Genomic DNA, 15,064 nt, shown 5'->3' on the forward strand with positions numbered 1-15,064 from the left:
ATACGTGTTCCAAAAAGAAAAGACGATCCGTTTCCGTTCAACTGGATGTGGATCGTCTTTGATTATAACGAGGGAAACGAGTCAACCTCTAGCCCTTGTATCATGAACACGTGGCTCAGAATGCTTTTTACGGATCGGAATGAAACTTAGATAGGTACCACATCTCCATACCCATTCCAGCGGCCCATACTGGAACCAGCGCATCCACAGATTACTGGCGATGACTTGTAAAATAACCATACCAATGCACACAAGGGTAGACACCATATACGATACAGCAGCATCTGCAAATATAAGTTGGTATACCACTAACAAAATGATGGTCTGTGCAACATAATTGGTCAGGGCCATTCGTCCGAATGCATGCAGGGGACTTAACATTTTGGAAAAGGTCATGTTCTGGTTCAATCTCAGTAATGTACTTAGATAAAAGATGGATACCACCGGACCAATTGCCACACCGATATGTTCTAATCGAAAAGCAGCATCCATATTGGCTTGCTCAGCAACAGGCAGGCTCGCACCAATCACTTCGTATAGAAACGGACTCATCGCATCCGGAGGAGCAACCCACCACATGATACCGATCCCCACCGTAGAAGCGATGAATGAAATGAACCAGATTCTGCCAAGATACGGGAGTCCTTTCTGGATCTTCTCCATCAGTTGATATTGGCCTGCTGACAATCCCAGTATAATTAAAAAAGGAATCGTTAGCATTTTGACACCTATCGCGGCGGCCGCACTGAATCCCACCACACCGAGCACCAAATTCACAGTTCGAGGTGCCCAATATAACGGAATGACAACCAACCCTATGATGGCATAAAGAAATAAAGCTTCTCCAGACTGATACTGTTGATGAATATATCCCAGCGCTAATAAAATAAGCATCCTGCGGATATAGAGAAACAGCTTGGTTTGACCTTTGGGAGCTGACCGGCTTAGAAAAAGATAAAATCCAAGGCCAAATAAAAAACAGAAGATATCGTAAAAACGTGCCTCCACCAAAAAATATAATGCTCGTTGGATCCAAAAATCTACACGAGTATCCGGCTTCAACATAACCCACAATGCCAATATATTTACGAATGGTAGGCCTATCAAGGAAAACCCTCGAAACAAATCCAGAAACTTCATTCGATCTTGTTTTGATACAGGTTGATAATTCATCGTTCCTCCCAGTGAAATTATTGTTATCTAATCAAAAAGCGATTGGATCGCTTATCTCTTTGGTGTATATCCCCATGCATGATAACAGTCTATCCTTCATACAACATGGCTTGCCATCGAATTAGGTGAATAACTTCTTACATCCGGCATAAGGTCTTGTTCCTGTATTGTTCCTGTACAGCGGCACATTGGACGCTATGCTGATGATAAAAAAAAACACCGAAAACACGACTCTGTTGAGCCTGTATCTTCGGTGTTTCAAATATAAAGAGGGCTTGTTCATGGGATTGAATATTCATATTCATAGCATAAATGATGTATGTCATAAACCATTCATGCTGTATATCACCATGATTAACCTGATTCATTATTTATCTTGTGAATCGTCTATTTATAACAGTTAACATAACAATACTGCTGGATAATAAGCCTAGCCTAATTCGGTTAATTAAGCTGACTTGCCCGTCTCTCCAAGGATGGCATCTGCCTGTTGTTCAGCCATCTTGGCAGCCGTTTCCTTGGTACCAAGACCATTAAACAGCAGGTTCATGAAGATCGCCGTGAAGCTGCCTGCAATGATACCATTACCGAGCATAATCTGAGCCCAGGCCGGTGCACCTGCGAACAACTCAGGTACAACGGTAACCCCAAGCCCCATACCTACAGAACAAGCGATGACAAACAGATTCTCATGTCGGTTCAGATCAACCTGACTGCCGATAATCCGAATGCCTGATGATACCACCATGCCAAACAAGGCCACCATGGCTCCGCCAAGTACTGCCCCTGGAACGAGCTGTGCGAGGGCTGCAATTTTTGGTACAAATCCAATGACCACCAGGATTCCACCAGCTACTACAATGACATCACGTGTCTTCACACGTGTCATCTGTACCAGTCCTACATTTTGCGAATACGTTGTATACGGGAATGAGTTGAAAATACCACCTAACACAATGGCTAGACCCTCTGCGCGATAACCGCGCGCCAGATCCTTGGAGGACAAGTCCTTGTCCAGAATTTTGCCCAGAGCCATAAATACACCTGTGGACTCGGCCACGCTGACAATCGCCACCAGAATCATCGTCAGGATCGGTACAATCTCAAATGTCGGTGTACCGAAGTAAAACGGCTGAACAACGTGGAACCAACTTGCATCGCGAATAGGGGCAAAATTAACCTCGCCCATAAACCCTGCCGCAATCGTACCTACAAGCAGACCAATCAATACTGAGATGGAACGGATAAAACCGGTTGTAAAACGAGTCATTAGAATGATAAAGAGCAGCACGCCAAAACCGAGCATGAGATTAACTCCGCTGCCAAAATCTTCTGATCCCTGACCGCCGCCCAGATCGTGGAAAGCAACGGGAATCAAGGTTAAACCGATGATCGTAACCACCGAACCCGTAACCACGGGTGGAAAGAGCCGAATAAGCTTTCCAAAGATTCCGGAGAAGATCAATACGAACAGCCCTGAGGCAATAATCGCTCCGTAAATGGCAGATACCCCACTGTTCATCCCGATTAGGATCATCGGAGACACGGCCTGGAATGCACAACCGAGCATGACAGGCAGCCCTACGCCGAAATATTTATTTCCCCATACCTGAAGCAGTGTAGCCACACCACATGCGAGCAAGTCAATGGCAATGAGATAGGTTAGTTGTTCCTGTGTAAAACCCAATGCATTACTAACGATCAATGGGACAACAACAGCTCCTGCATACATCGCAAGCACGTGCTGTAGTCCGAGGGAGAACGTTTTGATTGGATGCCGATGACGTTGAAAAATACGTTCGCGTGCCATATTAGTTCGTGCCCTCCTCGTCCGCAAATGTAACCTGTCCATCCGACAGTGCCCCGATGCGAACCAATGATTCCACACGGTATCCTGCTTCTTTCAGCAAGCGACCTCCCGGCTGGAAAGCTTTTTCAATAACAATACCGATACCCACCACTTCGGCTCCAACCTGCTCCACAATGCGAGCCAGACCAAATGCTGCTTCGCCATTCGCCAGAAAATCATCAATGATCAGTACGCGATCACCAGGCTTCATGAACTTCTTGGCAACGGTAATTTCATTGGTCTCTTGCTTCGTGAAGGAGTAGACCTTCTCCACCAGAATGTCTTCCGTCAGTGTGAGCGACTTCTGCTTCCGTGCAAAGATCAGCGGCACGTTCAGCTCCAACGCAGTCATGATGCCCGGTGCGATCCCTGACGACTCAATTGTCAGCACACGTGTGATATTCTCACCTTCAAAGCGGCGAATGAATTCTTTACCTACTTCCTTCATCAAAACCGGGTCCATCTGGTGGTTCAGGAATGAATCCACTTTGAGTACTTGCTCGGACAGGACAATACCTTCCTGTCTTACCTTGTCTTTTAACAATTGCATTGTAATTCTTCCCCCTGAATGCCCTCCGCACAGAAGCTCACACGCTCTTCCAATCGCATGGTAAAAAAGCAAAAAGCCCGCCTTTTCACACGCTGCGGAATAACCGGAGACGGGAAAGACGGACTTGTACGTATATGGACAAGCCGTATGGATGCCGCAAGTGTACTGGATGGACAGAATGACAGGAGTTCAATCCTGCTCTGAGAAACCTCAAACAGTGTAATCAGAAACAGATAAAAGCCACTTGAACCTGCTCTTCAGTCAAACTGTCTGAGAATGATCTCATGCCAACCATACAAAACATTGCAACATCTTTCCCGTAGTCCGATCATTCCGGTGATCAGGTAGAGACATGCAGGCCTATTCCTGCACATATACGAGTAACGGCATATTTAATTTTTTGGCTCCATGATTCGTTACAATGTATGATCGCGAACCTGAATGTAAAAGGTTAAACATAACTGACAATGTTAGAAGTATACCGAATCGACGGCGTGAAATAAAGAAGTATTTTCATGGAAGTTGCGGAAACTTGTCTTAATTTGCAAACAGGGGGTGATTGGAATCTATTTTTTATGTACAATATGAGAACGGAAGCGCGGATCTGAACGGAGAATGGATGGAAACGCGGCCTACATTTTGAATTGAATGATCAAAGGAGATATGCAAACATGAAAGGCGTACTTAACGAATTCAAGGAATTTGCCGTCCGCGGCAACGTCATCGATCTGGCGGTCGGTGTCATTATTGGGGCTGCTTTTGGTAAAATCGTCACATCCCTTGTGAATGATATCATCATGCCCCCGGTTGGAAAACTGATGGGTGGAATCGACTTCAGTCAGAAAATCATCAACCTGGACGGGGATATTAAAACAGCAAACGGACAGGACATCACCACCCTCGCTCAAGCCAACGAAGCTGGGGCTACCGTGATTGCTTATGGTCAGTTCATCAACGTCATGATTGATTTTCTTATCGTTGCGTTCTGTATCTTCATGCTTGTGAAGGGCATCAACTACATCAAAAGCAAAGAACACAAAAAGCCCGAGCCGCAAAAAACGACCAAGGCTTGCAAGTATTGCCTATCAGAAATTCCAGCCGCGGCCACCCGCTGCTCGCACTGTACTTCAGAGCTCGAAGCTGAAGGCACCGGTACTCTAGCATAATCACGATGAAGGTTTAAAGACGCACCGAGTTGAATTACGGATATAAATCCTGATGCGGGGGACAACCTCTTACGTGCTAGGGTTTATGTATGAAAAGCTAGCCATATGGGCTTCATTAACTATGGGTTGCGTAGCTTAAAGGTTTGAAGGTTCCACCGTAAAGGTGGGGCCTTTTTTTGTGCCTAACATACATGTATTACATATGCTCCCCCATGAATTTCATTTGCGGCCATGCTCATGAATTAGAAGCGGCGTGGCAACAAATGCTCCAGGATCGACTTCAGATCTTTATCTTCTTTGTAAACTTCTTCCCCAGTATCAAGCTCTGTCACACGAATATATTCAAAGTTTGCCGAAGCATCCACTGGCTTGAACAACAATTGGGCCTCATCTTCCAAACGTACATTAAATCCCATATCCTTAAACATGCTGCTTAACTGACTGTTAGCCGGTTCCTGACCTTGCCCTACAAATATAAGTCCTCTAAGACTTTTACGTTCCTGAGGTTGCGGATAAATCACCTGAAAGTGTACAATGCATTCCATACGATGGTTCCCCTTTCGTTTAAAACATACTTTGTGAAATTTTGAACTTTAAAATCTGCTATATAAGGAGATACGTTTCATGACCCCAGAACGTTTCGACATTTATGACGATCAGCAAAATTGGATCGGCACTTCACTACGCAGCGAGGTCCATGCCAAAGGATATTGGCACCGTTCATTCCACTGCTGGATCGTGCGTGACGAAGGCGAGCAACGACGGGTTCTTTTTCAGCGGCGGCGTGATATTAAGGATACCTTCCCCGGATGTTACGACATTACAGCAGCAGGTCATCTTACCGCAGGTGAACAACTGCAAGACGCCAGTCGTGAGCTGGAGGAAGAACTGGGTGTTTATACTCCATTCGAGGCACTAACCTATCTACTCACGGCTACACAGCAGCTCCAAGGAGAGGTGCGTGGTGTCCCATTCATAGATCGGGAATTCAGCGCCGTCTATGGATTATGTCTGAACCAGCCGCTCGAAGCCTACGTTCTGCAGCCTAGCGAGGTGGATAGCCTGTATGAAGTGCCGCTGGATGATCTACTCGCTTTGTTTCGTAATGAGATCGACGTCATTCAAGCTACCGGAGTTCAGACTCAGCCGTTGACATCACCGCCACATTCCATCGGTCATAAGGACCCATTAAGTGATCATGCAGCTGATGAAGCGGAACGTATCGTTCGCGAGATTCGGGCAACGGAATTTGTACCCCATGGTACAGCTTATTATACGGATGTGCTCGAAGCTCTATATCACGTGCCAAAAGAGTGATCATGTGCGATCCTGTTCAACCCGATCCAGTTCAATCGAATGTTCATAGCTTCATTTTCTCAAAAATAGCGTAACTTCATACCTTTACTATCGACTTGACTGGAAACAGATGCTGTGACGAACATCACTGTCATATCTCAAACCAGCACAAACAGGCGTCTGCCTTTGGGCAGCGCCTGCTTTATGTACACACGTATTCGTTTCGTCAAGATAGGTACCTATGTGCTGGCATGTTCACTCCATCAGAGGTGATTAGTCGCCGATCTGTCTAGCTCTGGTCACCTTCTCCTGAAGGAGAAGACCAATAACGCGCAGAGAGTTCTTCGTACCGGTGCCCATAGCAGGACTCCAGTTCATCCCCCATATCCTGTTCCAATTCGTACAACACCAGCTCTTGAGCAAAATGATTCAGCAGCAGTCCGGTCATTACCGGATGCTCCGTAACTAGTGCCTGTGTGGCGCATGATTCACCGCGCATGCCTAACATGCACCAGCGGCGATCGACCACCAGGGAAAATTTCCGACCATTACCTGTACCATACATAGGCAAACCCGGCCAAGGGACAGGCTGATCGATCATGCCTTCGCCACCATCACACGACCATAACAACCGCACACCCCGAGCTTCAGCCTGCTGTAAGTCATTACGCAGCAGCTCTGCCTCTTCACGCCAAACGTCTACGACAATCTCATGCTGAGCCTCGGCCAATTCACGGCTCAGATTCTCAAACACATTTTTGTCACCTTCGACGTTATAGAAGACAGGCTTCTCCGGTTCACTTTTGGGCATGCTGCTCTGAACATAATCCAGCGAGGTACGCATTTGATCGGAGATCATACGTGTCATCTCCTCTGGCTTCAGCACACTATACTTCGCCGGTTCCCCAGGACTACACCGCAAGAATCCACGCTGTTCCAGCCGTTGCAGGGTCGCATATACATTGGAACGGGACACGCCCAGCCGCTTCGCAACCTCATATCCTGAGGCTGATCCCTGACGGGCGAGTTCCACCATAATTTTAGATTCCATCTCGGTAAATCCGAGATGACGCAAATGATGCAGCAGTTGGTCCATATTCCCGTCCCCCCATGCTGTCAGCAACCCGCACTGCCTCACACTGATGCGGCAGTGCTTCTACTGCATCAGATCAGATCTGTTCGGCACCACAGCGCGGGCACCACTTCGACCCTTTGGGCAGCTCGGCTGCACAAATCTGACAATTCACCATTTCGCGTGATACTTCGGTCTGTACGTCCACCGTGTTCACGATCGGGTTGTTTTCTTTCCAGTAGCGGATGCGTTCGTCCAGTTCCTGCTGACGCTCACGTTCCCGTTGCATCTCTTCATCTCTGCGACGTTCCCACTCGGCATCAAACGCTTCCTTTTCTTCCTGAGTAAATTCCGTACTGTTATATTCCGATTCCGTTTCCAGATCCGCTATGGACGGAATGACCGTATGGTACGGCTCGTCTTCCTCCAGTTCCAACTCAGGTGGCGCATCGTAGAAGTCCGGCTCTGGAGTTGGGGTCTGAGCTACAGCTGCCTCCTGTCTTGCGGCTGTGGTGGCTGTGGTGGCTCCTGCGACTCCTGCTGCTACTTTAGGCGCTGCTGTCTTGAGTTCACCCAACTTGCGTCCGCATTTAGGGCAGAAGTTGGCATCCAGGGAAGCGACGTGTCCACACTCGCACAACCGTTCGTTCTTGAGTTGTGCAATCTTGTTGCGCAGACTATCAATCTCGTCCTGCAATTCGTCGCAGAGCTGCGACAGATCCACCATTTCTTTTTCCGCACGCGTCATATCCTGTGCCCGATAACCCTCATAGAAGATGCGACCCATATCTGTAAAATGGACTTCCTGTTCCTGTTGCAAGCCCACAATCTGGTTGTTCAGTTTCCCAATCTCAACGGCGTGTTGGGCACGCTCTGTTGCTTTGTTCGCTCCGTCTTTGATGCGCTGAAGCAGTTTCATGACCATTCCTCCTCTGTCCCGTCAAAACCAATATTATCATTTCTATTTAGTAGTAAATTAGCATATTACATCTTTCATGCAAAATGCTCAGGCATATAACTTATACGATATCATGCCAAAAAGTTGCGTAATCTCGTGCAGGTGCCCGTTTTATACCGATACTGGATGAAATCGGGGGCTTTCGTCAAGACCATATGTTCGGGTATAATGAAGCTTTGACCATACTTAACCGCCTGATTAGGCGACTAACTCTATCATACCAATTTACAATGCGATTGTGAAAAGGGCAAATGGTTTACTTTTAGCCGGGATAGTCCTATCCCTGAATGCATACAGAGGTGGATGAAACATGTTAAGTCCGAACTCAACGTTCTACCCCCGTCCGCTCGGGGTTACCCCGGCGGCGTCCCTGCCCCAGTCCCCGTCTGCTCCGCTGGAGACCAGTCGGCAACTCGTGGGTAATGAGCAACAGGATGCCTTTTATTTTCGTTCTCTGGAAGAGGCCGGCATCAAGTTAAACGCACCACAAATCTCGGCAGTCCGTCACGGCAGAGGACCGATTCTGACGCTCGCCGGAGCCGGTTGTGGCAAAACAACTGTACTGGCTGCAAGAGCCGGCTACCTCATAGAGGTCAGTGGCGTACATGCAGGCAGTATCCTGCTGGTGACGTTCACGAACAAAGCCGCCACCGAGATGAAAGACCGGATCGCCGCATTGCCAGGCATACGCCCGACAGCCGCGAGAGCCGTACAGGCTCGCACCTTCCACTCTTTTGCGCTGACATTATTGCGTCATTACGGTGTGCAGGAAGAGATCTTTGGCGAGTCGCGAGCCCAACATACCGTACTGAAGATGCTTCTTCGCCAAAATCGCATGAGTGAAGCCTTCCAGCCTGAAAGTCTGCTGGCCATGCTGTCCGCATGGAAGATGCAAGGATCGGAAACAACCGATCTGCCTGAAAAATCGCAGGAAGAACGCGATGCCAAGCGTGTTCTGCTTGGTTACGAAGCCTGGAAGCAGGATCGCGGCAAAATGGATTTTGATGATATATTACTACGGGCAGCCGCGCTGCTTCGTGATCCTGCTGTTCTGGGGCCGCTTCAGAAGCGTTTCCAGTACATTATGGTGGATGAGTTCCAGGATACCAACCATCTGCAGTATGAAATTGTGCAAAAACTGGCTTCCGCTCACCGCAATCTGATGGTTGTGGGAGACGATGACCAGACGATCTATACCTTTAATGGCGCACGCCAGGAATCAATTTTGGAATTCGATAAAGTATACCCCGGTGCACGCATCGTGACGCTGGATATCAATTATCGTAGTGATGCACGCATTCTGGGACTCGGAAGTGAACTGGTCGCCCGCAATAAACGCAGACGTGACAAACGGCTACGTGCCGCTGGAAACCGCGGCGATGCCCCCCGTTTCGCTACACCCTCCAATGCGGAGGAAGAAGCAGCGTGGGTCGTAAACCAGCTGTGCCAGCAGGTTGAAGAAGGACAACACACCTATCGCGATATTGCGATTCTTCACCGGACAGCCAGCAGCAGCCGGGCTGTATTCGAGCAGCTTGTGCTGAAAGATGTACCTTTTGTACAGCATGGTGCTTCTCCGGTGTTCTATGACCAGTCTCTCATCAGACCCCTGATGGATCATCTGCGTCTGTCCCTTGACCCACGAGCCATGGATGCTCTTCCAAGTGCACTGGGTCCGCTCTACGTCTCACGCGATGCGGGTCTGGAATGGATACAGCGTTGTGAACAACAACAGGCGAAGAAATATCCGCTCATCCATCTGGTGAAATGGGAAAAGCTGAAACCATTTCAGCAGGAACAGGTCAAAGAACGCATCAAACTGATCAAATCACTGCACAAACTAAAACCCATCATCGCCATTCAGGAGATGCGCAGGCAGTTCTACGACAAGTATATGGAAAGTGGTGATCCCAGCATCTTCACCCACTATAAGGAAACGATGCTGGAAACTCTGGATGAATTCGAAGCTGCTGTCAAAAAATTCGAAACGGTAGAAGAGTTCATCCAATTCGCGGATGAGCTGTCCCGCAGACACCGTGAGATGGAATCTTTGCGTCGTGCGCAGGATAGTGACGCGGTACAGCTGATGACCATTCACCGGGCCAAAGGACTGGAGTTCCCTTGTGTGTACTGGATCGGAGCCAGTGAAGGCATTGTGCCTCACAGTACCGCACTGCGTCAGGATATTCCTGAGGATCAGAAAGCTGCGCTTGCTGTGCAGCAGACAGATGCCGAACTGGACATGGCGCTGGAGGAAGAACGCAGGCTCGCCTACGTTGCCATCACACGGGCCAAGCAGTACTTGTATGTCACCTCACCGGCGAGCCATCACGGAAAACCAGCGGATGTGTCCCGTTTCCTGCTTGAAGCCTTCGGCATGGAAGTACCGGACAAACGCAAACCTCGTGAGGAGAGCCGGACGAGCAGTCAGGCTTCATATGGTAAAGGCAACGGACAGTATGCCCGCTCGTCCGGCTCAGGTGCCCGTTCCGAAGGTCGGGATGTGGCACAGCGTCGTGCCATCAGCCACAGTGACCGTCGAGACTACGAGGTCCACAACGAACGTGATGAGGATCGCCTCGGTGAACGGCGTGGCAGTGGTGAAATTCGCAACCATAAGGCATTCAGCACTCCGGGTGTGAGTCAGACAGCTGCGAGTTCCTCCAGTTCGCAGTCGCACACTTCAGGTTCAGGTAATGCTGAGCGTACGGAGACCGTTGCGGTATGGAAGTGCAGTTCATCCACCTGTAAAGCGTGGCTAAGACAGAAGCCGGCTGTGCCTTCTTCAAAAACAAACAAGAAAGCTTCATCGGGCCCTCCCGCCTGTCCCCTGTGTTCAGGATCAATGGAGGCCGGTACCCGCCAGGTTCCTGTAACGGGGAGATTTGGGAAATAACTCAAAGGAAAAGGTAATGGCTGGTCATATGTGACTGAACATGTGGATGAGTAAATAACACACGAGCATAGTAGCTCGTTTCAGGGCGCTTTTTGCTGTTTATTAACAGTAGAAGCGTCTTTTTTCCATTTCAGAATGGGGGTTGGAATATGCAGGACGGCAAACAACATCTGTATGTATCGGTAACACATAATCTTATTGAGCAAACAAAGAACGAATCTACACCCTTTGAGGTGTTGGTGGATGACGAACAGTTGGGCCGATTGAAAGATCTGATGAAGGTGCTGGAGGATGACGATGCCTATACATTGCAACGGGCTCCGGTACCCTACAAATCGGCAGACCATGATGAGGCAACGGAGCAGTTTTCGGATGGCATGACCTTGCTGTACACCTTTCTGTATGACCACGGCACGCCGGATACCCGGCAGGCAATTGAAACCATGAACGTGCTTCCAAGGCTGCAGGATACGGATTATGATGACCCTGGATACGAGAATTCACCACTGAATAAATGACCTGATGCCAAAAAGCATGCGTAACCGCAGATCACGCGGAAGACGCATGCTTTTTAATATGCCGAAGGACAACTGCCATGTAAAATGAACTCAATCCAGACGAATCTCCTGCCCTTTCTCAGCGGATTCGTAGATTCCGCACAACATGCGCGTGGAAGCCACACCATCCGCAATTGGGCTGATCGGCTCTGTACCGTTCAGGCAGCAATCCACAAAGTGGTCAATCTGGTTCTGGAATGCACTATGAATATGGAGACCCGTATTGTCCGTCTGGGGTTCAATATTCAGGATGGTATTATTTTTCTCCGTGACGATCAGTGTCTCCGGCTCCAGTTCGAACCCACCACGCTCGCCGTATAATTTCACCGAAGATTCATCTCCGCGTGCATGCAGGGTAAAGCTCACATCCACCGCCAGCGAAGCCCCGTTTTCAAACCGAATGAGCGCATTCGCCATATCTTCTACGTCATTCACAGCTGCGCTGTAGTCGGCTGCTTTGTAAAAAGAAAGATGTTCAATATGGGCACGATTGCCCAACTTCCGATACGTATTACCACTGACCGAAACAGGTTTCGGCCTGCCCATGAGGTACCAACATTGGTCGATAATATGTACGCCGAGATCAATCAGGGGGCCACCGCCGGAACGGCTTTTGTCAGCAAACCAACCGCCTGGATTGCCGTGACGCCGCAGAATGGAGGCTTTGGCATAATACAGTTCACCAAACTCCCCGGCATCTATGAATCTGCGCATCATCTGCATATTGTTATCATAACGCCGCACAAAACCAACGATAAACGTACGTCCGCTCTTCTTCACCGCTTCTTCAATCCGCAGTGCATCTTCCACATTGGTTGCGACCGGTTTCTCCAGCAACACATGCTTGCCTGCCTCCAATGCAGCAATGGCAAATTCCGCATGTGTATTATTCCAGGTACAGATACTGACAGCATCCACATGCGGGTCCTCCAGCATCTCCCGATAATCGGTGTACACGGATTGAGCATCATACTTCTGTGCCGCAGCTTTAGCCCGTTCTTCGTTCAGATCGCAGATCGCATAGATGACGGCATCCTCGTTTTTGGCATAACACCTCATATGAAGATCCGAGATTGATCCCGTACCGATCATTCCGATGTGCAACATTTGTTTCGTGCTCATCATCGTCCTCCCTTCCTTTTCCACAGCTTCCAGAACATCATTATCTTCTAGTCTGCCCGCAGCATGCCTTCGTAAATACCCGGCGTTGAATTTTCAATCTTCACGGCACCCAGCGTCCGGGCATAGAAATCCACAGGTCCCGCTGATCCGATAATGGCATACCCGTAACCGTCCGCCTTCATCGCATGCATACAGGCCAGTAACAGGGCTGTGCCTACACCTTTGCCCCGTGCATCCTGGCTCACACCTGTCGGTCCAAAGAAGTTGCGACATGTCGCTTCGTAACAGGCAAATCCAATCATTTTCCCATGCTCAACCGCAATATAACAGGACACTGGCTGACGCGCAAAAGCGACCTCACATTCATCCACCCAAGCCTGACTAAAATGTGACCTCACCCAATCCAGTACAAGCTGTTTTTCTGGGGCAATGGCTCTTCGAATCACAATGGAGGATTCCTCCAGCGCTCTCAGTCCACTCTCTTGCTCCGGCAAACGATAGAGCGCTACCAACATATCACTCATCTAATCCGTTCCTCCTCGTACTCGAATGTGAAATAGGACAAAGGTTTGGCCACTTACCTGAAATTAACCTGATCCTGCTGCGGATAACCTGCAATACAAGCGATATTTCTAATTTAAACTAACCTACCGCTTACATTCATTGCATTTCAACTGCAACACTTAGACGATTTGTCCCGTCTATTAACTTGAAGCGCGGCCCTAAGGAAGATTTTACCGCGTCAGTACACAGATTAGAAGGGATGAATATTGATGAACAACAACATGAAAAAAGTAAGTGCACTGATGGCCCTATCCATGGCATTGGGTGGTGGAGCCGCTTATGCAGCAACACTGGACAACACAAAACCAGTCCATCAAACATCCGTTTCAGCAGATAGTAACGCAGCGAGTGTAGTAAACGTATCCGTAAATGGTGCAGCCATCTCTGATGGTTATTGGAACAAAGATGGCAAAGTAGCCATGATCCCGCTGCGTGATCTTACCGACGCACTGGGTATTGAACTAGAATGGAATAAAGAAACTAAAACTGCAGAGCTGACTCGTGGTGCTCTCTGGACACAGGTAATCACAGGCAAGGATCAATATTCCGTGAATAAAATGTCGCTCACGCTGGGTACAGCGCCCGAAATCACAGGCGGCAAATTGTATGTACCGGTTTCTTTTGCTGAGAAAGCACTGCATGGACAAGTGAACACAACGGGCAATCAAGTGACTATCTCGAGTGAAGAGGACGTGAAGACGGTTACTGAACGTGGTGTCATTACCAGAATCTCGAACCAAGATAAATATCAGTCCATCCAGATTGGCGGTGCAGGTACGGATGGTATAGTGCTCAATCTGAGCGATGAGACAAAATTCATCTCAGTTGAGGGAAAAGAGATTGCACTGACTGATCTGGCCATTGGCATGAACGTGGAAGCTGAGCATTCCCTGATCACCACCCGCAGTCTGCCACCACAAACGCCGACCTATAAAGTCACTGTACTGGATGACGCTGCGGAATCACAATTGAAAGACGTTCTGGGGACAGCTGGTACGATTGAAAATGTAACATCAGCTGAAGGCAGCATCTCACAGATTGAGATTACAGGTACACGGTTAACAGAAACAGCTCCTGACCATGTCGTGCTGAACATTGCTAAAGACACGCTGATCGTGAACCACGAAGGTGAAACGGTGAAAGCTGAAGAACTCACCAAAGGCGCTAAAGTCATTGGGTTCTACAGCCCTATGTTGACACGCAGCCTGCCTCCAATCGGAACAGCTTGGAAAGTGGTTGTTGAAACACCTGCAGCAGAGCTGGAAGCGAAATAATACGGTTAGAAAAACGTCTGACTGAAACACATGTTATATGTTGTTGCAGACGACCGTGTGCATTGCTTAGCGCGGGGTCATGAGTGTGGAGCATCAGAATGACCAGCCATCCGCATGTAGCTCCTGACGCGCGGTGTAATGAGTTTGGCGCATCAAGAACTCAGCCGTGTGGCCAGGCGGCGAAGTCAATTCAAAATAACCTTATCCGCTTGTCTTTTGACAGGCATGGATAAGGTTGTTTTTTTGTTTTGGTTTTTAGTTTTGGTTTTTTAGAGTGTGTCTACAAACTGCTTCAAACCGAAGGGTATCTGAAACTTGTCCGGAGCAGACACGTGCGATGTGCGCTGCATACGAAATACGTTGCTTACCGAATGTAAGAGCAAGCGGAGTTAACGCTAACGAATCTGAGGCATCTTATTCATGGATTTGAAGCACCCGCAGAAATCTAAGGAATCTCAGGCACGCTAATTTGAATAAATAGCTGTTTATAGCATTTTTATCAGAGGAATTTGGGAAATAACGTGTCTGAAGTTCTTTACATTTTAGCAAGAGGACCTGATGACCAAATAAGACGTCCTGTGTTCCTT

13 protein-coding genes and 1 riboswitch are annotated in these 15,064 nt (G+C 48.5%); of the genes, 5 read left to right on the top strand and 8 right to left on the bottom strand.

Annotated elements, in window-relative coordinates; translation table 11 throughout:
* Window positions 1-81: 81 nt before the first annotated feature.
* The 3 genes from MHB71_RS22155 to MHB71_RS22165 all read right to left on the bottom strand — a co-directional run bounded on the left by MHB71_RS22155 (window position 82) and on the right by MHB71_RS22165 (window position 3,572).
* The gene (locus MHB71_RS22155) at window positions 82-1,173 is read right to left on the bottom strand and encodes a DUF418 domain-containing protein (RefSeq protein WP_340027717.1); all 1,092 of its coding nucleotides are present in this window, start codon (window positions 1,171-1,173) and stop codon (window positions 82-84) included.
* A gap of 448 nt (window positions 1,174-1,621) precedes the next feature.
* A complete protein-coding gene (locus tag MHB71_RS22160; protein ID WP_076329702.1) occupies window positions 1,622-2,983 on the bottom strand; it encodes a nucleobase:cation symporter-2 family protein in 1,362 nt (453 codons plus the stop codon).
* Window position 2,984: 1 nt separating this feature from the next.
* Window positions 2,985-3,572, bottom strand: coding sequence for a xanthine phosphoribosyltransferase (locus MHB71_RS22165; RefSeq protein ID WP_036613196.1), 588 nt, complete (start codon window positions 3,570-3,572; stop codon window positions 2,985-2,987).
* Window positions 3,573-3,872: 300 nt separating this feature from the next.
* Window positions 3,873-3,972, bottom strand: a riboswitch (purine riboswitch).
* 271 nt (window positions 3,973-4,243) lie between these two features.
* On the opposite strand from MHB71_RS22165, the gene mscL reads away from it, so the two are divergent.
* Entirely contained in the window at window positions 4,244-4,738 is a 495-nt protein-coding gene (gene mscL / locus MHB71_RS22170) for a large conductance mechanosensitive channel protein MscL (RefSeq protein WP_340027718.1), read from the top strand.
* 242 nt (window positions 4,739-4,980) lie between these two features.
* Here mscL and MHB71_RS22175 read toward each other — a convergent pair whose 3' ends face one another.
* Complete coding sequence (locus tag MHB71_RS22175) at window positions 4,981-5,283, bottom strand: hypothetical protein (RefSeq protein WP_017690846.1); 303 nt, start codon at window positions 5,281-5,283, stop codon at window positions 4,981-4,983.
* A gap of 79 nt (window positions 5,284-5,362) precedes the next feature.
* Here MHB71_RS22175 and MHB71_RS22180 point away from each other — a divergent pair, with 79 nt between their 5' ends.
* Window positions 5,363-6,055: an NUDIX domain-containing protein gene (locus MHB71_RS22180; RefSeq protein ID WP_340027719.1), complete on the top strand. Its 693-nt coding sequence runs from the start codon at window positions 5,363-5,365 to the stop codon at window positions 6,053-6,055.
* Between the two features lie 268 nt (window positions 6,056-6,323).
* On the opposite strand, the gene MHB71_RS22185 is transcribed toward MHB71_RS22180, so the two are convergent.
* Both MHB71_RS22185 and MHB71_RS22190 read right to left on the bottom strand, forming a co-directional pair.
* Window positions 6,324-7,130, bottom strand: a complete 807-nt coding sequence (locus MHB71_RS22185) for a helix-turn-helix domain-containing protein (RefSeq protein ID WP_340027720.1) — start codon at window positions 7,128-7,130, stop codon at window positions 6,324-6,326.
* 73 nt (window positions 7,131-7,203) lie between these two features.
* Window positions 7,204-8,025, bottom strand: a complete 822-nt coding sequence (locus MHB71_RS22190; protein WP_340027721.1) for a zinc ribbon domain-containing protein — start codon at window positions 8,023-8,025, stop codon at window positions 7,204-7,206.
* A gap of 349 nt (window positions 8,026-8,374) precedes the next feature.
* Between MHB71_RS22190 and MHB71_RS22195 the strand changes: the two genes are divergently transcribed.
* Window positions 8,375-10,960, top strand: a complete 2,586-nt coding sequence (locus tag MHB71_RS22195; protein ID WP_340027722.1) for a UvrD-helicase domain-containing protein — start codon at window positions 8,375-8,377, stop codon at window positions 10,958-10,960.
* Window positions 10,961-11,109: 149 nt separating this feature from the next.
* Window positions 11,110-11,478: a hypothetical protein gene (locus MHB71_RS22200; protein WP_036668594.1), complete on the top strand. Its 369-nt coding sequence runs from the start codon at window positions 11,110-11,112 to the stop codon at window positions 11,476-11,478.
* 90 nt (window positions 11,479-11,568) lie between these two features.
* Here the strand turns inward: MHB71_RS22200 and MHB71_RS22205 are convergent, their stop codons facing one another.
* Both MHB71_RS22205 and MHB71_RS22210 read right to left on the bottom strand, forming a co-directional pair.
* Window positions 11,569-12,639 carry a Gfo/Idh/MocA family oxidoreductase gene (locus MHB71_RS22205; RefSeq protein ID WP_047840275.1) on the bottom strand — a complete coding sequence of 357 codons (1,071 nt, stop codon included), beginning with the start codon at window positions 12,637-12,639 and terminating at the stop codon, window positions 11,569-11,571.
* A gap of 47 nt (window positions 12,640-12,686) precedes the next feature.
* Window positions 12,687-13,163 (bottom strand): GNAT family N-acetyltransferase, encoded by a 477-nt coding sequence (locus MHB71_RS22210; RefSeq protein WP_017690853.1) that lies wholly within the window; start codon window positions 13,161-13,163, stop codon window positions 12,687-12,689.
* Window positions 13,164-13,412: 249 nt separating this feature from the next.
* Here MHB71_RS22210 and MHB71_RS22215 point away from each other — a divergent pair, with 249 nt between their 5' ends.
* Window positions 13,413-14,477: a copper amine oxidase N-terminal domain-containing protein gene (locus MHB71_RS22215; protein WP_340027723.1), complete on the top strand. Its 1,065-nt coding sequence runs from the start codon at window positions 13,413-13,415 to the stop codon at window positions 14,475-14,477.
* The last annotated feature ends 587 nt before the right edge of the window (window positions 14,478-15,064 follow it).

It is taken from the genome of Paenibacillus sp. FSL H7-0940 (assembly GCF_037979415.1).
Classification (GTDB): Bacteria; Bacillota; Bacilli; order Paenibacillales; family Paenibacillaceae; genus Paenibacillus; species Paenibacillus amylolyticus.

Coding starts and splice junctions, on each gene's coding strand:
- MHB71_RS22155 (WP_340027717.1), bottom strand. CDS start 1,173: ATGAATTATCAACCTGTATCAAAACAAGATCGAATGAAGTTTCTGGAT.
- MHB71_RS22160 (WP_076329702.1), bottom strand. CDS start 2,983: ATGGCACGCGAACGTATTTTTCAACGTCATCGGCATCCAATCAAAACG.
- MHB71_RS22165 (WP_036613196.1), bottom strand. CDS start 3,572: ATGCAATTGTTAAAAGACAAGGTAAGACAGGAAGGTATTGTCCTGTCC.
- mscL (WP_340027718.1), top strand. CDS start 4,244: ATGAAAGGCGTACTTAACGAATTCAAGGAATTTGCCGTCCGCGGCAAC.
- MHB71_RS22175 (WP_017690846.1), bottom strand. CDS start 5,283: ATGGAATGCATTGTACACTTTCAGGTGATTTATCCGCAACCTCAGGAA.
- MHB71_RS22180 (WP_340027719.1), top strand. CDS start 5,363: ATGACCCCAGAACGTTTCGACATTTATGACGATCAGCAAAATTGGATC.
- MHB71_RS22185 (WP_340027720.1), bottom strand. CDS start 7,130: ATGGACCAACTGCTGCATCATTTGCGTCATCTCGGATTTACCGAGATG.
- MHB71_RS22190 (WP_340027721.1), bottom strand. CDS start 8,025: ATGAAACTGCTTCAGCGCATCAAAGACGGAGCGAACAAAGCAACAGAG.
- MHB71_RS22195 (WP_340027722.1), top strand. CDS start 8,375: ATGTTAAGTCCGAACTCAACGTTCTACCCCCGTCCGCTCGGGGTTACC.
- MHB71_RS22200 (WP_036668594.1), top strand. CDS start 11,110: ATGCAGGACGGCAAACAACATCTGTATGTATCGGTAACACATAATCTT.
- MHB71_RS22205 (WP_047840275.1), bottom strand. CDS start 12,639: ATGAGCACGAAACAAATGTTGCACATCGGAATGATCGGTACGGGATCA.
- MHB71_RS22210 (WP_017690853.1), bottom strand. CDS start 13,163: ATGAGTGATATGTTGGTAGCGCTCTATCGTTTGCCGGAGCAAGAGAGT.
- MHB71_RS22215 (WP_340027723.1), top strand. CDS start 13,413: ATGAACAACAACATGAAAAAAGTAAGTGCACTGATGGCCCTATCCATG.